The organism is Mesotoga sp. H07pep.5.4, from assembly GCF_003664935.1.
Taxonomy (GTDB): domain Bacteria; phylum Thermotogota; class Thermotogae; order Petrotogales; family Kosmotogaceae; genus Mesotoga; species Mesotoga prima.
Window position 1 is genome coordinate 18,933 of record NZ_JFHM01000010.1, and the last position, 20,108, is coordinate 39,040.

At 47.7% G+C, this 20,108-nt stretch carries 16 protein-coding genes; 12 read left to right on the plus strand and 4 right to left on the minus strand.

Translation table 11 applies throughout. The annotated features are described in order from the left end of the window. Positions 1–3: 3 nt before the first annotated feature. From ftsA to Y696_RS06555, 12 genes are all read left to right on the plus strand, one after another. Positions 4–1,296 (plus strand): cell division protein FtsA, encoded by a 1,293-nt coding sequence (ftsA, locus tag Y696_RS06500; RefSeq protein ID WP_014730917.1) that lies wholly within the window; start codon positions 4–6, stop codon positions 1,294–1,296. Further along, positions 1,286–2,332, plus strand: coding sequence for a cell division protein FtsZ (gene ftsZ / locus Y696_RS06505; RefSeq protein WP_041928104.1), 1,047 nt, complete (start codon positions 1,286–1,288; stop codon positions 2,330–2,332). The genes ftsA and ftsZ overlap by 11 nt, the downstream gene beginning before the upstream one ends. After that, positions 2,333–4,030, plus strand: coding sequence for a GspE/PulE family protein (locus Y696_RS06510; protein ID WP_014730919.1), 1,698 nt, complete (start codon positions 2,333–2,335; stop codon positions 4,028–4,030). Positions 4,031–4,205: 175 nt separating this feature from the next. Then, positions 4,206–5,231, plus strand: coding sequence for a 2,4-diaminopentanoate dehydrogenase (ord, locus tag Y696_RS06515; RefSeq protein WP_121510014.1), 1,026 nt, complete (start codon positions 4,206–4,208; stop codon positions 5,229–5,231). A 2-nt stretch (positions 5,232–5,233) separates the two neighbouring features. Further along, positions 5,234–5,548 carry a 2-amino-4-oxopentanoate thiolase subunit OrtA gene (ortA, locus tag Y696_RS06520; RefSeq protein ID WP_121510015.1) on the plus strand — a complete coding sequence of 105 codons (315 nt, stop codon included), beginning with the start codon at positions 5,234–5,236 and terminating at the stop codon, positions 5,546–5,548. Beyond that, on the plus strand, positions 5,538–6,962 hold the full coding sequence (ortB, locus tag Y696_RS06525) for a 2-amino-4-oxopentanoate thiolase subunit OrtB (protein ID WP_121510016.1): 1,425 nt from the start codon (positions 5,538–5,540) through the stop codon (positions 6,960–6,962). The genes ortA and ortB overlap by 11 nt, the downstream gene beginning before the upstream one ends. Then, positions 6,940–7,326, plus strand: coding sequence for an ornithine aminomutase subunit alpha (locus tag Y696_RS06530; protein WP_121510017.1), 387 nt, complete (start codon positions 6,940–6,942; stop codon positions 7,324–7,326). The genes ortB and Y696_RS06530 overlap by 23 nt, the downstream gene beginning before the upstream one ends. Then, positions 7,313–9,502: a D-ornithine 4,5-aminomutase subunit OraE gene (oraE, locus tag Y696_RS06535; RefSeq protein ID WP_006486592.1), complete on the plus strand. Its 2,190-nt coding sequence runs from the start codon at positions 7,313–7,315 to the stop codon at positions 9,500–9,502. The genes Y696_RS06530 and oraE overlap by 14 nt, the downstream gene beginning before the upstream one ends. A gap of 57 nt (positions 9,503–9,559) precedes the next feature. Further along, positions 9,560–10,543 carry a phosphoadenosine phosphosulfate reductase gene (locus Y696_RS06540; protein WP_006486594.1) on the plus strand — a complete coding sequence of 328 codons (984 nt, stop codon included), beginning with the start codon at positions 9,560–9,562 and terminating at the stop codon, positions 10,541–10,543. After that, complete coding sequence (locus Y696_RS06545) at positions 10,521–11,363, plus strand: Cof-type HAD-IIB family hydrolase (protein ID WP_006486596.1); 843 nt, start codon at positions 10,521–10,523, stop codon at positions 11,361–11,363. The genes Y696_RS06540 and Y696_RS06545 overlap by 23 nt, the downstream gene beginning before the upstream one ends. After that, positions 11,363–12,862, plus strand: a complete 1,500-nt coding sequence (lnt, locus tag Y696_RS06550) for an apolipoprotein N-acyltransferase (RefSeq protein WP_121510019.1) — start codon at positions 11,363–11,365, stop codon at positions 12,860–12,862. The genes Y696_RS06545 and lnt overlap by 1 nt, the downstream gene beginning before the upstream one ends. Further along, positions 12,859–13,272 (plus strand): CoA-binding protein, encoded by a 414-nt coding sequence (locus Y696_RS06555; protein WP_006486599.1) that lies wholly within the window; start codon positions 12,859–12,861, stop codon positions 13,270–13,272. The genes lnt and Y696_RS06555 overlap by 4 nt, the downstream gene beginning before the upstream one ends. 2,168 nt (positions 13,273–15,440) lie before the next feature. Here the strand turns inward: Y696_RS06555 and Y696_RS06570 are convergent. The 4 genes from Y696_RS06570 to Y696_RS06585 are packed head-to-tail and all read right to left on the minus strand — an operon-like array spanning position 15,441 to position 20,074. Beyond that, entirely contained in the window at positions 15,441–16,226 is a 786-nt protein-coding gene (locus tag Y696_RS06570; RefSeq protein WP_006486603.1) for an inositol monophosphatase family protein, read from the minus strand. Next, positions 16,219–18,588: a phenylalanine--tRNA ligase subunit beta gene (gene pheT, locus Y696_RS06575; RefSeq protein ID WP_006486605.1), complete on the minus strand. Its 2,370-nt coding sequence runs from the start codon at positions 18,586–18,588 to the stop codon at positions 16,219–16,221. Before pheT ends, Y696_RS06570 begins: the two co-directional genes overlap by 8 nt. Beyond that, the gene (pheS, locus tag Y696_RS06580; RefSeq protein ID WP_006486606.1) at positions 18,585–19,616 is read right to left on the minus strand and encodes a phenylalanine--tRNA ligase subunit alpha; all 1,032 of its coding nucleotides are present in this window, start codon (positions 19,614–19,616) and stop codon (positions 18,585–18,587) included. The genes pheT and pheS overlap by 4 nt, the downstream gene beginning before the upstream one ends. A 29-nt stretch (positions 19,617–19,645) precedes the next feature. Further along, positions 19,646–20,074, minus strand: a complete 429-nt coding sequence (locus Y696_RS06585; RefSeq protein WP_006486607.1) for a Fur family transcriptional regulator — start codon at positions 20,072–20,074, stop codon at positions 19,646–19,648. Positions 20,075–20,108: the final 34 nt, after the last annotated feature.

Below are 20,108 nucleotides of genomic sequence, written 5' to 3' on the forward strand. Positions count from 1 at the left end.
TTGATGGCCAGGGGAAAGGATTATACAGTTTCTCTCGATGTTGGCACGAACACCCTAAAAGGTGTGGTGGTAAGTAGAGAACAGACAGGTGAGATGACTCTTGAAGCCTATGGAAGCGTTAAGACTGTTGGACTCGACAAGGGCGAAGTGAAAGATGCTGTCGCTCTTAAACAGTCTATTCAGAAGTTGATCGAAGATCTTACGGGTCAAATGGGAAAGAAGGACGTTGAAGCGGACTTCAAGATAAGTTTTACGGATGGTGATTACTCGGTATTCTCTCAAAATATCGAAGAAGTCCTGTCTGAAGATAAACAGGTGATGGTAAAGGAACAGACAATTGTCGGTTTGATGAGCAGACTCAAGGCCGAGAAAATGAAGACCGGGAACACCAACATACACAGGAGTTACATTCGCAAATACATTCTCGACGATGACAAAGTCGTTTTCAACCCGGTTGAGATGTACGCGAAGAAACTCAATGTCGAGATGGTCTTCGTTTCCAGCGAAGGCAAATCAGTAGAGATATTCCGGAGGCTCTTCGAAGAGCTTTTTGGCAGAGGTGACTTCTTCATCTCTCCTGCGCTTATCTCCGCCTCCGAGGCCGTACTCACGGATACCGAGAAGCAGCACGGTGTGGTCAGCGTAGTTCTTGGCCATAGTTTCTCGGAAATGGTAATCTACAGAGAAAACCTTCCCGTATACATTTCGAGAATTCCTCTTGGAATTCGACATATCGTTCTCGACATCGCTAGAGTCCTGGGTACTTCTGTCGACGAGGCCGAAAGACTGCTCGTGAATTACGGCCACTGCAGCATGTTCCCGCCCGATGCTGAAGATGTGGTAGAGTATTTTGGACTGGACGAGAGGACAAGGAAGAATGTCTCCGTCAGAAGACTCTCAACAGTCATCTATGCAAGGGTTAAAGAACTCCTGAATAAGATTCGCAAAGAGATTCAACTCTTCGTAATAAACAATCCCGAGTATTCAGAAGAGAGAATACCGGGAGGAGTGGTCTTCACAGGCGGTGGATCTAAGCTCAGGGGGTTAACGGATGTGGGAGTCGAGTCTCTTAAGATGCCCGTGAGAATCGGTACGTACGAAACGAGCTTTAACAGGCGAATTGAGAATAGTCACGATGTTGCTAATGATCCCATATTCAGTTCGTGTTTGGGCAATCTGGTCTCCCCAGAAGAGATTCAGGGAGAAGCGGTGGAAAGTGTGGTAGAGAGACCCAAGAAAGGTTTTGCATCTTTTATTAGATCCCTCTTCTTTGGAGGTGTAGATGATGAGCTTTGAGATTGACACAGGCAAAAAAAACACACAAATTAGATTGCCTTCCATAAAAGTAATCGGTGTGGGCGGAGCCGGTGGTAATGCAGTCAACAGGATGATATCCGAAGGCATTCACGGTGTCACATTTATTGCTGCCAATACTGATGTCCAGGTCCTTGAAAGCAATAAAGCCGACCTGAAGATCCAGCTCGGTACGGAGTTGACAAGGGGTCTGGGAGCCGGCGGTAACCCCAATGTCGGTGAGAGAGCTGCAGAAGAATCGGTAGATGAGATTGGTACGTTCCTTGAAGACACAGACCTTTTATTTATTACCGCAGGAATGGGCGGAGGCACCGGTACAGGTGCAGCCCCGATAGTAGCCTCTATCGCAAGAGAAATGGGAATTCTGACGGTTGCAGTGGTCACAACTCCCTTCTTCTTCGAAGGAAATACCCGTTTAAAGACTGCACACGAGGGCCTCAGAAGGCTGAAGAATTCCGTAGATACTTTGATTCGAATCTCGAATAATAAGTTACTACAGGAACTACCACCAAACACTTCCATTGTCGATGCATTTGCGAAGGCCGACGAGACGCTTCATCACGGAATCAAGGGTATCTCTGAGTTAATAACTAAACGTGGCTACATCAACCTTGACTTCGCCGATGTCGAATCAGTTCTGAGAAATGCAGGTACGGCCATGCTAGGGATCGGAGTCGGCTCGGGTGAGAGACGGGCCGAAGAAGCAGCAAGAAGAGCTCTTGAGAGCAGACTTCTCGAAAAGCCCATAGATAACGCAACCGGTATAATCCTGAACGTCTCTGCAAAGAATATAACTCTTAGAGAAATGAATATCGCCGCGGCGATTGTTAGACAGAACTGCAGCGAAGATGCCGATGTGAAACTCGGCCTTATTGTCGACCCCGACATGAATGATGATGAACTGGATATAACTTTAATTGCGGCTGGTCTGGAACTCGACGAAGGTGAACTGATGGGCGATGCTTCCGATATCCCTGCAATTTATAGGTTTGGATTGGATCTTAGCGAGGAGGAGTAATTGTTGAGAGTCTACAAGAGACTCGGAGAGCTTTTAATAGACCAGGGTTTGATAAGCGAAGATACTCTCCAGCAGGCTGTTTCTCTGCAGAAAAAAGTAAATAAGCCGATCGGAGAAGTCCTCGTTGGGATGGGAGTAATCTCCTGGGAGGACATCTACGATTCGCTTTCGAAGCAGTACGGCCTGAAGGTACTGGAAGATCTACCTAACATGCTTTCTCCAGAAGTTCTCAGGATGATTCCCAAGCCTGTCGCCGACAGGCTGAATGTGATACCTATAGAGTATCTTCCAGAAAATGGTCTTCTGAGAGTTGTAACGACCGATGTTCTGAAGGTTCCCCAGATAGACAGAGAGCTTTCATTCCTTACCGGGAACAAGATTAGCACTCTTCTCGTACCTCCCCCGATGTTCGACGCTCTCTACAGGTCGTCATACGAAGAATCTGCTTCGAGTGAGATAATCGACAATACCTTTAGCATAGACCAGCACTCAGAAGTCGATCTCGACGAGCAAAAGGTCGACGAAACGGATGACACACCGGTCGCGAAATTCATAAACTCACTTCTCGATAACGGTATAAGAAGCGACGCCAGTGACATCCATCTCGAACCTTATGAAAAGATGGCCGTAGCGAGGATGAGGGTCGACGGGGTTCTGAGAAAGATACTGAGCTATCCTAGAAAGGCACATAATTCTGTTGTCTCTAGAATCAAGGTTATGAGTAACCTAGACATCTCTGAGAAGAGAATGCCGCAGGACGGAAAGTTCTACATCCGCCGTGGCAATGAGCAGTTCGACATGAGGGTCTCGACGATGCCGACGATTTTCGGTGAGAAGGTCGTCATGAGAATTCTCCGTGTCTCGAATGCGAAGAAACAGCTCGAGGACCTTGGCCTTTCGGAGTACAACCGACAGCGTTTTGAAAGCATCATTACTTCTCCATACGGCATCATTCTGGTATCCGGTCCCACGGGTAGCGGAAAATCGACCACTCTCGTTGCCGTTCTAAACCAGGTTACTTCCGACAAAGTAAACGTACTTACAGCCGAAGACCCCGTTGAATATACCATTGAGGGAATCTCTCAGTGTCAGGTAAACACAGACATAGGATTGACCTTTGCCAGATACCTAAGATCATTTCTCCGTCAGGACCCCGACATAATAATGGTCGGAGAGATTCGTGACAGGGAGACGGCCCAACTGGCAATTGAGGCTTCACTTACCGGCCATCTGGTCTTTTCAACGATTCATACGAACAGCGCAGCAGGTGCCGTGGCCCGTCTTGTCAATATGGGTGTCGACCCATTTCTTCTTGGCACATCCCTGATTGGAGTCATGGGCCAGCGACTGGTCCGTAAGCTCTGCAACAACTGCAAGGTTAAGATTCCCGTGAGAGAGGAAGTAAGGAAGATAGCTTCGATGCTTTATCCCAATCGCGATGATTTCAGTGAGTACATCCCCGGCAACGGCTGCCCCGAGTGTCGCGGAATGGGATACAGGGGAAGAACCAGTATCAGCGAGATACTTGTAGTCGATAATAAGCTGAGACAGCTTATAGGCGAAAACGCTTCCGAAAGGGAGATCGCAGCCGCCGCAATATCCGGTGGCATGAGAACGCTTTACAATGACGGCGTTCAGAAGGTAATAGACGGAATAACTTCACTCGAAGAGATCAAGAGAGTCGCCATAGAGTACTGAGTCATTCTCACTTCTAGTTATCTTATCCATACTTACGCATACTCAAACATACTCACGCAAGGTGTGTTTAAACGGGTTTTTTCACGAATAGCCGCATTTTGCTCAAATAGCTTCGCTTTTCTTCCGATGATAGTATTGAATTGAATAATCTAGAGTTCAGAATGGAGGTTTATTTATGGCTTACAGGGTTTTGGTATGGGGCCTGGGCGCCATGGGTAGTGGCGTGGCAAGAAATCTTTCTCAGAAGGAGGGCCTCAGGCTTGTTGGCGCCGTTGAAAAGGATCCACAGAAGATCGGCCGAGACCTGGGAGAGTATCTTGGCGGAGAAAAGACTGGGCGGCAGATCTATTCAGATGTGGAGAAGGCTGTATCCGAAACGAGACCGGACATTGTGGTTATTGCTACAAATTCCTTCGTCGAAGAAGTTCTAACGAAGATTGAAACCGTGGCCAGACACCACGTGGACATTCTTACGATAGCAGAAGAGATGGCTTTCCCATTTTTCTCGCATCCCGAAGAGTCGGAGGTGCTTGAGAACATTGCATGGCGCTATGGTGTATCGATTCTGGGAACAGGAATCAACCCAGGATTCGTACTTGACCTTCTAATAATCGCCATGACGGGCGCATGCTTGAAGGTTGACAGAATCGAAGCGAGAAGGATTAACGACCTCTCGCCCTTCGGTAGGACCGTGATGAGAACCCAGGGAGTCGGAACCTCGCCAGAGGAGTTCAAGAAGGGAATAGAAACCGGAGAGATTGTAGGGCACATAGGCTTTCAACAGTCAATAGCAATGATCGGCAACGCACTGGGATGGGATATCGACAGAATAGAGGAGAGTCGAGAACCGATCATCTCGAAAACCGAACGAAGGACGAGCGTTGCGCATGTCTTGCCTGGAATGGTGGCCGGATGCAGGCATATAGGCCGGGGTTACTGCGGAGACAAGTTGATGATAGAGCTGATTCATCCTCAGCAGATCCTTCCCGAAAAGGAAGGGGTCGACACGGGAGACTATATTGACATATTTGGCGAACCAGACATTCACCTATCAATAAAGCCTGAAATTCCGGGCGGAAAGGGAACGATCGCCCTTGCCACGAACATGATTCCTGCCGTAATTGAGGCAGGTCCGGGACTTCTGGAGATGAGTGAACTCTCGATTCCCAGGTGCTTGCTTAACGAGATCAAGGAGATCTAAGTATGAGTGTAATTAAGGGACAGTGGGTGCAGATTCGTCGAATAATCCTTGCTGCGGGTGAAAGAGCGCCCTCGGTTCCCGAGGACACGAAAGAAGTCCCTCTCGAACTAAGGGTTAAAGGCTTTCTCTTGGAGGAAAAGTCCGAAGTAGGTGAGATGGTAACGGTAGAAACGGCTTCAGGGAGAAAAGTGTCGGGAAAGCTTGAGACTGTTGAGCCGGCTCACGAACATAACTTCGGTGATTACATTCCAGAACTGTCCGAAGCGGGAAACGAGTTGACAAGATGGCTTACCGGTGGCGATAACGATGAAAGATAGATCTTACGAAGCCGTTATGGCAAGAAGAAAAGAGATAATGAAGGCAACTGTGGGAGTCGATTACGACAGATACGAACTGGACGGAATCGCCTTTGATTACGAGAGGCTAATGAAGGATACATCGCATCCGATCGCTTCCATCAGAAGGATTCAATCGGAAACCGGAGTGGGAAACACTCCCCTGATAGAGTTGAAGAACATCACAAGATTGGTCAGGTCGATGAGTAAGTCCGGCTATGGCGCAAGGATCTTTCTCAAGGATGAAGCGACGAATCCTTCAGGCAGTTTTAAAGACCGACGGGCCTCCATAAGTGTTTCACGGGCCAAGGAGCTTGGATATAAAGGAGTCATCGCTGCAACGAGCGGCAACTATGGCGCAGCCGTTGCATCTCAGTCGATGAAGAGAGCCCTGAAGTGCATAGTTGTTCAGGAGTGTTACGACAGCAGGGGAAAGGGTCAGCCTGAGATACTTGAGAAGGCTCGTGCCTGTGAAGCTTACGGAGCGGAAGTGGCTCAACTGACTGTTGGCCCGGAGCTCTTCTATTACTTTCTTTTGCTTCTTGAAGAGACCGGCTATTTCAACGCTTCACTGTACACACCATACGCAATTGCAGGCATAGAATCTCTCGGATACGAGATAGTAGAACAGTCAAATACACTTATCGGAAGAAATCCCGACTTCGTTCTCGCGACGCATGCGGGCGGTGGAAATTTGACCGGGACGGCCAGAGGCCTTATCAAAGCCGGTGCAGATCAGACAAAGGTTATCGGTGTTAGCGTCGATCTTTCGGGCCTTCACATGGCTAGCAACAGGGATTTCAACAGGAAGTCTTTCACAACGGGCCATACCGGTTTCGGCATACCCTTTGCCGTTCTCCCCGATAGATCCGATGTTCCCCGAAACGCTGCACGAGCACTGAGATATATGGATAGATATCTTCTGGTCACTCAAGGAGAGGTCTTCTACGTTACCGAAATGCTGGCCAGGCTGGAGGGATTACAACGGGGACCGGCTGGCAACACCAGTCTGACTGCGGCAATAGCTCTCGCAAGAGAATTGCCCGAAGACAAGACCATAGTGGTCCAGGAGACCGAGTATACAGGCGCCGGGAAGCTCCCGAGCGCACAGCTTACATTCGCGAGAGACAATGGAATAGAGATAGTCAGGGGAGACCCGATCAAGATGGATTCACCTGGCAAGAGAATCGCAATTCCCGAAAGCTACTCGCAGATTGCTTACAAAGAAGTGAATATGGACGATCTCAGAAGGTCTTATATCAAGCAACTCATGAAACAGGGAGTAACGCTGATCGATAGCGATTTCGAGTTTCTCTCTGAAGAGCTGAAGATACCTGTGACAAAGGTTCGGGAACTGGTTAAGGAGGTAAGTGATGATGTCGATTCAGAGAAGTGATGATTTCGAGAAGCGGAGTGTGCATCTTAAGAATCTAACCGACGAGGAGCTCGACAGAAGATTCTGGGAGCTAGCTGATAAGATTGTTGAACCCTTGATAGATCTTGCGAAGGCTAATACAAGCCCTTCAATCGAACGCTCTGTGCTTCTTAGAATGGGGTTTGATAGTTTGCAGGCTGGATCAATAGTCACGAAGGCCGTCGAACACGGTTTGCTCGGGAAGGGCGCCGGAAATATCGTTCTAACCTACGCGAAGATGAATTCACTGACCCTGGAAAAGGCGGTTGAAGAACTAGCTGTCGGAAAGGGATGGGAAGCTCTCGTTTCTAACTTCAGGGGAGGCGATCGTAATGCTGCCCGTTAATGAAAAGCTGAGAGTGGAAGAGATTCTAAAGGATCTCGAACACTATGTACCCAAGAGAAAGGGCTGGACCTGGAGAAAGAAACTTCCCGAAGGCACGAAGGTCGATGGCTTCTACTACGACGAGATCTCCGAACCTCTGAAGAACAGCGTGGGTCTTCCCGCTTCTCACTACTTTGATAACATAGATCCTCAGCCCGATCCCGTTATAACCTCGGAGATAGCTTCTGGAAGATTCGAAGACGATGTAAGGAGAATGAGAATGGCCGCATGGCATGGGGCCGATCATATAATGGTAATAAGGACTCTCGGCCAGAGTCACATAGACGGCCTAATAGAGGGAACCCCCGAGGGGATCGGTGGTATTCCAATAACGAGAAAGCAGCTTAGAGCCACACGTAAGGCTCTTGACATTATTGAGGAGGAAGTTGGAAGACCTATAAACTTCCATTCATATGTAAGCGGAGTGGCCGGTCCGGAAATTGCCGTTCTCTTCGCAGAGGAGGGAGTAAACGGAGCACACCAGGATCCTCAGTACAACATTCTATACAGGGGAATAAATCCACTTCGCTCCTTTGTCGATGCGGCTGTGGCGAAGAAGATTATGGCAAGCGTCGACATGCTGCAGATCGACGGCGCCCATAACGCTAACGCCTCTGCTAAAAGAGCATGGAAGGTTATGCCTGAACTCCTCGTCCAGCACGCGATTAACTGTGTGTTCTCTGTCAAGGCCGGAATGAAAAAGGATTTGATATCCCTCTCCACAGTTCCACCCGTCGTTTCTCCGGCTCCTGAGTTCAAGCTGAACTTCATATATGCGCTAACTGTTCGCGAATTATTCAAAGAGTACAGGTTCAGAGCGCAGATGAACACGAGATACATCGAATCCGATCTCGTCGACGCAACCAGAATACATGTTCTAGATACCCTAATATCAAGATTGACCAAAGCCGACATCCAGTCGACGATAACTCCCGACGAAGGCAGAAATGTTCCCTGGCATGTTAATTCGATCAGAGGGGTAGAAACAGCAAAACATACACTTGTTGCCCTGGATGGAATCAAGGATTTGCTCAAGGTAAATGAAGAAGTTGTAAGGCCAAGCATTCGAGAGCTGAAGATGCGGGCGATTCTTATGATGGAAGAGATACTGGAAGTCGGCGGATACTTCGAAGCTGCGGAGAAGGGCTTCTTCGTCGATAATGGTCTTTACCCGGAACGAAATGGAGATGGGATAGCAAGACCAAAAGACGGAGGTATAGGCGCAGGCACCGTAATCCCAAGGGATGCCGATTACTTCGCTCCTGTCTGTGAACACTTCGGCTACAACAGAATTCCCGAAGGCTTATCCTCTCCAGACGAGCCTATTGGCGGCTGCACTCTCCACGACAGGGCGAAAATTAAGTATATAGACGAACTAGATGAATCAGACAATGTGAATCTCAGGATCACACAGCAGCTCGAGGACAGGGAAAAGGGCCTGATATCGCCTGAAGTGGAATGGTGGGGTGACGGATGGGTTCAACTCGACATGACCATTCCAGATGATCCCGAACACTCAGAGGCGGCCGCAATTGAAATCGCAAAAAGGATGGGCTTCACAGATGCCTCCGTCATAAGCAAGACGATCCTACACCCCGTAGAAGGCACATATCTGGAACTCAAGGCGAGAGTCCCATTCAAGATCGAGAGAGATTCCTTGCAGCTGCCGCAAAAGCCCGATCTATTAAGTGAAGAGGAGATTACCGCCTTCATTGATGAACATCCCATGAGAGTCGTGGCGGGGACCGTTGGAAACGATGAGCATTCTGTAGGTATAAGGGAGATTCTCGACATCAAACACGGGGGAATCGAAAAGTTCGGCTTCAAATACACATACTTGGGAACGAGCATTCCTCCGGAGAAGTTTATAGATGCTGCTATCGAGACTGGAGCAGATGCGATTCTGGTTTCGACGATAATAACTCACAACGAAGTACATGTAGACAATATGACGAAGATTGCGCAACTAGCTGTTGAAAAAGGTGTAAGGGACAAGGTAATAATTATTTCAGGAGGAACACAAATAACGAATGACCTTGCAGTTTCCTGCGGAATGGACGCTGGCTTTGGCCGCGGAACGAAGGGCATTAACGTAGCATCTTTCCTTGTAAAGAAGAAACGCGACCTTCTCCGATAGAATCGAGTTAACATCGAAGGCGGCATTCGCCGCCTTCTTTGCGTTATACTTGAAAAGATGACTGAACAGATAGAGAATTCCATAAACAACACGATAGATGAGATCAGAGAACTGGCCGGCGGGGAACGACTCACGGTGGCTTTTTCGGGAGGCCTTGATTCAACTTTGGTTGCCTACTTGGCTTCGAAAGCCCTTGGACGTGATCGAGTCAAATTGATAAACGTTTGTTTCGGCCCTTACTCATACAGTAGAGGACTAGAAATTGTTGCATCCCTGGCAGAAAGGCTGGACCTAAGACTTGAGTTTACACCGGGCTATGAAGCTCAAGAGAACGTTTGGAAGCGTGGCCCTTCATGCAATAGATGTACCAGATTGGCCAAGCTGCCGGCTGTCAGATCTGGAGTTCTTGGCCTGGTTGCGACCGGGGCCAACCAGTCGGACACCTGGGGAAAGACTGGAATTGTGATCAAGGATGGTTTTTACGCGCCTTTGAGAAATTGGACCAAGGCTGAGATAGAAGAAGCGCTTTCTTATCTTGATATCGAGGTCCCGAAGATTGGCGAGGCACCCGTGAGGGAAGGCTGCAAGTTGAAACACCTGTTGAAAATTATGGCCAAACCTTCCTATCACGGATATTCGGTTGCGATTTCAAATGAGATTTTGCTCGATGAATTAGATGGTTTCTCACATACTCTGGCAAACGTAAAGATAATCGGTCCGCTCTCTAGGAACGTTGCACTGATAAATGTCAGTCCCCTTCCATCGGAAAGAAAGAGAGGCAGGATCGCGGCTTCTCTGGAGTCGCTTGATTCGATCGATGAAGTTAGATGGGTAGAGGGTCCCATGGTGCTCAAGATCATTGCCAATCCGGGATTGTTCAACAGTCCCGAAGCGAGAGAATGGGTCCTTAACGGAAGGCTGGCGCCGGAGTTTGCATTTCCGATCCATGCCAGGTGGGTGAAGTCAAAAAACAACAGGCTCGAGACTTTTCAGGTAATAGATTGCTGGAGGTTGGAAGATGATTCGGCTCATAGTTATTGATCTCGACGGTACTCTTCTAAATGATGAGAAGAAAATCTCTCAGGAAAATGAAAATGCTATACGCCGCGCTCTCGAAATGGGAATTGCGGTTTCAATATCCACAGGAAGAAGCTACGTTTCAGGCCATGAGTACGTTGAGCAGCTTGGAATCGATGTCCCTGTCTCGTATCAGAACGGCGCTCTGGTAACTTTCGGCCATGGAGAAGAGATCAAGGTGATTTCAAGGTCTGTCCTCGATCCCAGCAAGGCAAGGATGATATACAAAAGAGCAACAGAAAAGAGCCTGAATACTCTGGTCTTCTTTGACTTCTTCACACTTCCCGATATCTCTACCGTTGGGCCTTACGATTCCCCTTACAGAGAGTACTACAGACATAACAAGTACCGCATGGTATTTGAAGAGAATCCGCTAAAGAGAATCTCAAACGACGGAATTCCAGAAATCGCTGTAGAAGGCAAAGAATCCTTGATCAAGGACCTTATTCTTGAGTCGAATTCCCATCTCCAAAACGTCACTGTAGTGAAGAACGATTCCCTTGAAGATCACGCATTCTACGAGTTCTTTGGACCGGGCGTTGGAAAAGAGAAAGGTCTTAGGCACATACTCGATTATCTCAATCTAGACTGGGATAGTGTAGCTCACATAGGTGATAACTACAACGATTTGGAGATATTGAAGAAAGTGGCTTTGCCGATCGTAATGGCTAATGGTCCACTTGGTGTCAAAAAACACGCGAGTTTTGTCACAGTTAGAGACAACAACAGCGGAGGTGTGGCAGAAGCAATTGAAAGAATCCTCCGAACCAGGGGTGAACTTTAGTGGTCCTAGTTCTTGTTTCGGCAGCTCTCACTGCACTGGCCATGCCGGGAATGCTTTGGGGGTACTTGATATGGGTCGCCCTGATCCCTTTATTCATGGCAATGAAAGATGTATCACCCCTAAAGGGGGCTTTGAGAGCCTTCGTCTGGGGCTTTGTATACCTTCTTCTAACCCATTACTGGCAGCTCCCAGTGTTGACAGTGAACGTTCCCGAAGTACTGAATTCATTTCCCAATTTCATAGGGGTCGTCGTCTTCTTCTTGATGGGAATTGTAATGGCCGTTCCCTTTCTAGTATTTGGTCTAGTTTATGGTTTGTATCAGAGATTCTTCGACAGATACCCGGTTATTCTAGCTCTTTTTGCCGCTTCATTCTTTACGGTTACAGAATATCTGAGAGAGATCGGCCCGCTCGGCTTCACTAACGGAAGACTCTCTGATGCGCTTCTAAATGGGCAGCAAGGAATCTCTCAGTTACTTACTATTGGTGGGCCTCTCCTTCTAGTATTCATTATTGTTTTCGTAAATCATTGTCTTTCCTATCTCTTCGTGAACAGAACAAGAGACAGAGCAATTCTTATTGTCGTTTCAGTGGCAATCGTAGCCCTAGTTAATGCGGCTATCACGGCCTTAGTTCCGATCCCCCATTCCTCAAGCAAATATGAAAGCACTCTCTATGCTCTGCAGACAAACATATCGATGCAGATGAAGTACTACCAGCCACCGGATGAAACTCTGGCAGTCGTATCACGAGCACTCAGAGAGATTCCGGAGGGCTCCGTCGTGATTTTGCCGGAGGCAACCTTCATGAGCGACATAAGAAGAAACTCAACCGGAACCCAGCTGCAGCAGATTGCTCAGGAAAGAAATCTGAAGATTCTGATCGGTTTCCCCACCTACAACGATCACAACTACAATCAGGTGAGATTTGTTACTGCAGAGGGCTTCTCCGATAAATACTATGCAAAGATCCAGCTTACCCCGTTCGTAGAGTCTCTTCCTTGGCCCAAAGTATTTGGTGTATTCAGTTTCCTAAAATTCCTTGATTATTTTGATGCCGGAGAAGAGTTTACGATCTTCTCGGTCGACGAACATCGCATTGGAGCTCAAATCTGCTTTGATTCGCTATACAGTAACGTCGCCAGAGGGCTTACTCTGAACGGCGCAAATGTGATCGTGACGGCGACAAATGATGGCTGGTTCGATATTTCAACTGCTCTGAATCAGCATCTCTCAAAAAGTATTGCAAGAGCGATTGAAAATAGAAGATACGTCATTCAGGTATCCAACACAGGAATATCTGCAATAATCGACCCCTATGGGCGAATCGTCAAGCGTCTGCCGACCTCTAAGGAGTTGAATGCAGATTATGTTATTGGCGAATTCCAGTATCTTCCCACGGTCAAAACTACACTTTACACCAGGTTTGGAAACTGGTTCTTCTGGTTCTCACTATTTCTGGGAATAGCATTGATAATACTTGGAGGTGTTGTTCTTTGATCTACAAAGAGAACGCAAAGAAGATCCTAGAGACTTTCAAGACAGTAGTTGTCGTTGGTTTCTCGAAGAGTCCCGAAAAGGCCGCCAATTATGTCCCGATCTATCTAATTGAAATGGGATATCGGATAGTACCTGTCAACCCAAGTATGGAAGAGTACAGCGGCCTAAAAGTCTACCCGGACCTCGAAGCCGTTGTGGCAGATGGGATAGAACTTGAAGTGGTTGAAATCTTCAGACCCTCTGAAGAGGCCGAGTCCATCGCCTTGAAGGCAATAGAACTAGGCGCCAAAGCAGTCTGGCTTCAAAAAGGCATTTATAGTGAAAAAGCTCAGTTAGCTGCAGACGAAAACGGCGTCGTTTACGTAGAGGACCTCTGCATGTTTGAAGAACATAGAAGAATATCTCTTTGAAAACGTATCGTGTTCGCAGCTATGGGTAGGCGATCGAAAAGAGCACAAATTACACTTTTTGCTGAAGCAGATTATCCTCGACTCCTTAGAAAGTTAGGCTGCTTTGCAGAAAGCCTTATCAGGTCAACCGCCGACGGTACGCCGTCCTCCGAAATCAGCAGACTGGCGAGAGCTGAAGTGATGCGGCGAATAACATCGCCGGAAGTCATGCTACCATAAAACACTAAACGCAAGGCGCCGAAAATCATCGGCGGTCGCAATGACCGCTTCGCGGGTAAGATTTTAAAAACCAGTCTGCTTCGCAGGCCAGTCACCTTTGGTGGCCAGTCTCGCTTTGGCGAGCCCAGTTCCGCTTCGAGGGCCACAATATCCGCTGAGCGCTGCAAAGAGCCGTCCTTCGTACATCGTCCCAGATCATGGACCCGTGCTTTTCAAGACCCATGATCCTGAAATGAATTCAGTGACAGCGTAAGGTAACTTCGAATGCGGAAAATCTCGTCATTCTGAACTTGGTTCAGAATCCTGCTCTCAGAACCACTGTGCGCTTAGCCACAACCCGCTGTTCGCTGCAAAGAGCCGTCCTTCGTACATCGTCCCAGATCATGGACCCGTCCTTCGAAAGAGCAGTTGCAAGTTTTCCTATTCCAAGTTGTAAGTGCAAGAACAAAACAATTGTCAAAGAACGGTTCTTCAACGCGTCCCAGTTCACGGTTCACCGTATGGGATTCCGTTTGAATTTGATTCAGCATCGTGCTTTTCGTTTTTGATCTTGGCCAAGCACGAAGAACAGATCCTCCCTTCGGAACCAAGAACATGCTCTTTCCGGAGAACGGAGAACCGTTCGACGATGGACCAGTTCCTTTGCTCTTTCCTACCACGTACCCGCTACCCCCAACCACGCTTCAAGAAACGGCCCAGATTCTGAGCAGGATCATCTCAGAATGACGTGACCAAGGGGAATAGCGTGAAAAAAAGAAGACTTTTTATCCCCAGCAGCTCGTACCTACTTCTTAACTTTATCATCCCGTATAACCTGCAACAGATGCCTGTGTTTCGTGCTCCCGTTCAGGGTCATCCTCGTGTTTCTGCTCAGGATCTCGAATCTAAGAGCCGCTGTATGGTGATGAAAACCGTGTGCAAGTCAACGGTCCGCCGTCCTCCACCGAGAGGATCAGAACCTAGATCCCGAAACAAGTCCGGGATGACAATATTGGGCGATCAAGAGAACATCACATTCTATCTGAATTTGTTTTGGCATCCAGTTCTTGCATTATGACTTCAGTTCCGCTTTTTGCAGCTGATCTTTTGCTCTTTCCAGCGTTGAACGTCTCCTAGCGAGCGGTGACCGGCTCTCCTCGGCGAACGGAGAACCGTTCGACGATGGACCAGTTCCTTTGCTCTTTCCAAACCCTACCCGCTACCCCCAACCACGCTTCAAGAAACGGCCCAGATTCTGAGCAGGATCATCTCAGAATGACGTGACCAAGGGAATAGCGTGAAAAAGAGAAGACTTTTTATCCCCAGTAGCTCGTACCTACTTCTTAACTTTATCATCCCGTATAACCTGCAACAGATGCCTGTGTTTCGTGCTCCCGTTCAGGGTCATCCTGTGAGTGTTTCTGCACAGGATCTCCATCTAAGCGCCGATAAACGCCGATGAAAACCGCGTTGTCTGTCAACGGTTCGCTGTCCTCCGCCGAGAGGATCAAAACCTAGATCCCGAAACAAGTCCGGGATGACAAAGCGAGGGATTCCCACAAACCGATGTCGGGACAACTTCCATAGTTGCATTGAAACCCTGAATTGATTGCCGGTTCTCTTCACGAGACCCCATACCCCGTAGTCGATAGCCTGCCCTTCGCGTCGTTCTGAACTTGTTTCAGCATCTCGTTCCGTCCAAAAGATCAGGCGAGAAAGACCATTATCGAGAGCTCCGGCAAGAGACATAGCGGGAAGGGGGAAGCAATTGCCTTAAGAAGTAGGCTGCTTTTTTCTTTTGCACAGCAATAAGCGCGTAATTTCTTGAGAGTGGAGCATTTATTGCTCAAACTCCTTTTCAAAGGATCGCAGTATAGCCGAGCATTCAAATAAGCGTTAGTTATCACTGCATGATTGTGACGGAATGTTCAGTCTGAAATGAATTCTCCAGGTTGAAAAATAAATTGCGTTCAGTCGTACAGGACTCTATCGCGGAATTCTTTCACAAGTTCCGGTGAGTTGTTCGCAACGAGGACGTTTGGATTGAACAGGTCGAAATCCTCTTCGACACAGCTGCCGACAAAACCTCCGGCTTCCTTGACGAGTAAAATGCCACTTGCGACATCCCAGGGTTTAAGTGTCTCTTCCCAGAAGATGTCGGCTCTTCCAGACGCAACGTAAGCAAAATCGAGACAGGCACTTCCGGTTATTCGCAGTCCCCTGCAGATCTTTATTGCTCTATTTATTCTCCTTGTAATCCGCTCGAAAGCAGTTTCAGACGAGTATTGCATCCCCACATGGCTCGTGGCTTCTCGGAGTTCTCTCGTCTTACTCACCCAGATCCTTTTGTTATTAAGATAAGCGCCCTGCCCCTCGATCGCATGAAAGGTCTCCCTCCTGTTGTGATCGTAGGTAACTCCGAGAACAACTCGGCCTTCACTGTATAGAGCTATTTGAGTAGAATAATGGGGGTTGGATTTTGAGAAGTTTGTGGTTCCATCAACTGGATCAACGATCCACATTGTAGAAGATCTTACATCGGGACCGGACTCCTCACCGAGATAGGCTGCTTCGGGATAAAGATCGTGCAGGAAGACACGCAGGTTGTCCTCGATCTCCAGATCAACAGAGGTAACTATGTCCTTGTATCCACTCTTGCGTTCAATAGAGAACTCTTCTTTGGAGATCTTTCTCCAGAGTTCCGGAAGATACAGACGAATCTTTTTGCTGAAATTATTGAGAAGGAGGTTATCCACGTAGCTTCACACCAATCTTCTCGGTTTCTCTTAAGACGAGTTCAATGAGTGTATTGATCTCATCGTCAGTGAGAGTCTTGTCAAAGGATTCAAAAGCCAGGGTAACTGTGATGCTCTTGTATCCAGGTTCAATTCCTTTGCCTCTGTAAAGGTCAGAGACCCTGATCTCCTCGAAAGAGGTACCGTCAAGAGTTCTTCTTATTAATTCCTCCAGCTCTCCATAGGCTATTGAGCCAGGAACAAGGAAGGACAGATCTCTAAAAACCCTCGGGAATGGCGAGATTTTCTTCGCTCCGGAGAATCCCTTCATCAGGCTCTCGATTGTGCTAATGTTGAGTTCTCCTACGTAGACTTCACCACTCTTTATCTCATAAAGCGCATCGGCAGCTGAGATATCCACAGCGCCAAAAAATCCAATTTCCGTTCCGTCAACGTCCACCGATACTGCCTTGCCCTTTTCAAGCCAGGAGATCGTCAGGGGATTGTACACGGGATCCAAACCATATAGAGAGCACAACTCATCAATGACTCCCTTGAAGGTGAAGAAATCAAGTATTCTTTTGTCTGAATAATCAAGTGGGTTCTCCCTCCCGGTAGCAACAAAACCCAGTGCCGTTGTTTCACTCTGCTCTCTTTCCGGATTGAAAACAGAAGCTATTTCGAAGAGTTTTATATCTCTGTTTTGTCTTCTGTAATTGTATGAAGCCGCTGCCAAGAGGTTGTAGACGAGAGATGGTCTCATGACGGCCATGTCCATTGAAAGAGGATTCAAGAGAGCGACGTGTTTCGGATCAGTTCCAAGCTTGTCAAACTCGTCCGGGTTCATGAAACTGTATGTCACAATCTCATCGAAGCCATTGGCAACCATCAGATCTTTCACTCTCTTCTGCCTTTTCAAGAACTCCGGAACACCTCCCGAAATCGGCAGAACTCTGGGCAATACATTATCGATCTTGTCGTAGCCATAGATTCGTCCTATCTCTTCAACAAGATCGATCTCCTGTCTCGTATCGTAGGACCGGAAAGCCGGTGGAGTGACCTTCCATCCGAAGTCGGTTCTCACGGTCTTGAAACCCAGACTCTCAAGTATCGCGCCTATCTTTTCGGAAGGAACTATGCCACCCAGTCTATCGGTTACAAATTCCTCTCTCAAATCTATGGCCTTGACTGGAACAGTTCCGCCGGCATCGACAATCTTCGAGGCAACCGACGCACCACTAAGCCTCTCCATGAGATCGGCAAGGCGCCGAATCACGTATATAGAATCTTCGTAATCTATTCCTCTTTCAAATCGATACGAACTATCTGTTGAGATTCCTAGCTTTCTCGATGTTTTTCGGATTCTCACTGGGTCGAAGACGGCGACTTCTAAAAGGACTCTTTTCGTTGAAGAATAGATTCCGGAATCCTCACCGCCCATGACTCCAGCCAGAGCGAGTGGTGTTTCACCGTTGGTAATAAGCATGTCGCTACTGTCGAGCTGAACCACTTTGCCGTCCAGAAGCTCAAGCTTCTCACCGTTTCTTGCTGAACGAACAACTATTTCCGTAGATCCTATCCGATCAACATCGAAAGCGTGAATAGGATGGCCAGTTTCGAGCATCATGTAGTTAGTTATATCAACAACATTGTTTATCGGTCTCAAACCGGCCGCTACTAATCTTCTCTTCATCCATAATGGAGAATCACAGATTTTTACATCGTTCATTAGAAGTGCCGTATATCTTGTGCAGCCTTCATCTTTCAATGTAACCTTTAGCAGTCGGTCGTCTCCAACGGGGATTGAGTCGTCAACACAGGGTCTCTCTACCTTTCTCTCATAAATGGCACCGAGCTCCCTAGCCATTCCAACAACTGAGAGACAGTCGCCACGATTTGCAGTCAACTCCACTTCAATAGCCGCCGAATCGAGTCCCAGCAACTCAATGACGGACTCTCCAGGTTTGCCCTGCTCAAGTCGCATTATCGTTTGCGACTTCTCTTCAAGTTCTAACTCTTCAAGAGAAAGGAACATTCCTTCAGATAAAACTCCTAGAAACTCCTTGTTCTCGATCTTCGTACCGGAGAGGACGGAGCCTTCCGGCAGCACGCCAACGGTTTCGCCTTCCTTAACGGTCAAATCGGCAGTAACAATTGTTAGTTCACGAACCCCTGCGTCCACCCTTGTTACCAGAAGTCGATCACTCATGGGATGAGGTCTTGCTGACTTAATCTTCCCTACCACCGCACCCTGGACATAGCTCCATGGATACTCTATTCCCGCCACTTCCGTACCGCTGAGTGAAAGGCTGTTGTTTAATTCCTGGGGAGATTTGTCGCTTATGTCAACGAATTCATTAATCCATTCGAGATACAGTTTCATATTACTGCCCTCCTGTAACCCCTGAGGAAGCGTCTGTCATTGCGAAGAAGATCCCTGATATCTTCGAGATCGTACTTCAGCATAGCAATTCTCTCAAGGCCCGTTCCGGCAGCAAAGCCACTCCAGACCTCCGGATCATACCCAACATTCCTGAATACGTTCGGATGCACCATCCCGGCCCCCAGAATTTCTAGCCACCCACTTCCACCACAGCTTCTGCAACCAACTCCTCCACAAATTCCGCAGCTGACATCGACTTCGAAACTCGGCTCGGTAAAAGGGAAGAAGCTTGGCCGCAGCCTTATCTTCCTGTCTTCTCCAAAGAGCCTCTTGGCGAAATGGTCCAGAGAGCCCTTTAGATGGCTCACCGAAACACCCTTATCCACAAAGAGGATTTCAAACTGGTGGAACATCGGCAGGTGTGTCGCATCGGGAGTGTCTTTTCTGTAGCATGTCCCGGGCGCGAAAATTGCTAGAGGGGGCTTTCTTGATTCCATCGTTCTTATCTGCACAGGCGAGGTGTGCGTTCTAAGAAGTCTTCCGTCCTGAAGATAGAATGTGTCCTGCATGTCTCTTGCGGGATGCCACTCGGGGGTATTAAGTGCTTCGAAGTTGTAGTAAGAGGTCTCGATTTCCGGGCCCACTGTCACTTCGAAACCCATACTGACCCAGATACTCTGCACTTCTTCCATTATCTGCGTTATCAAGTGTAGAGAACCGATGTCTCTTTTCTTTCCGGGAATTGTGTAATCGAGTCTTTCAGAGGCTTCCCTTTCTTTTTTAGCCTTGTTCTCCAGTTCGCTCTTACGCCTGTTAAGAGCTTCTTCAATGAAATTCTTATACTCGTTTACGGTCTTTCCGTACTCTCTTCTCTCTTCAGGAGGAATCTCTTTCAACTTTTTCATAAGAGAAGTTATCACGCCTTGTTTTCCAGTGAGCCGTGACTTTTCTTCCTGAAGCTCATTAAGGTCGGATATTTTCATCAATCTTTCGAGGACTTCTTGTAGATTAATATCGAGTCCCTTCACTCCAGCACCCCCAAAAAGATAAAACTTGTCTATAGAAGTTTTTTCTTGCAGTCTGGACAAATTCCCTTGATGGTAAGTTCGAAAGAATTCACCTCGAAGTCAATCATTTCAGAAGGAAGCACCTTCAAGCAAGCTTCGTAATATTCCGTCGGAATATCGAAGACTCTCCCACAGCTATTACACATGAAGTGGCCGTGAGGTTTCACATCTGAATCATAACGTCTCGATCTCTTCGAATTCGCTATAGCCTTTATGATTCCTTCCTTTTCGAGAACTTCCATTACGTTGTAAACGGTTGCCATCGAAATATTCGGATGAACCTGTATTACCGATCTAAAAACCTCTTCGACTCCAGGATGGCCTTCATGATCCCTTAGAATCCTTATTATCGCGACTCTCTGAGGAGTAATTCTGTAACCTTTGCTTTTTAGAAGAGCAACCGTATCCTTTATTTCCATACAATTAAAGCCTCCATAAAGGGTTTGAGTTGAT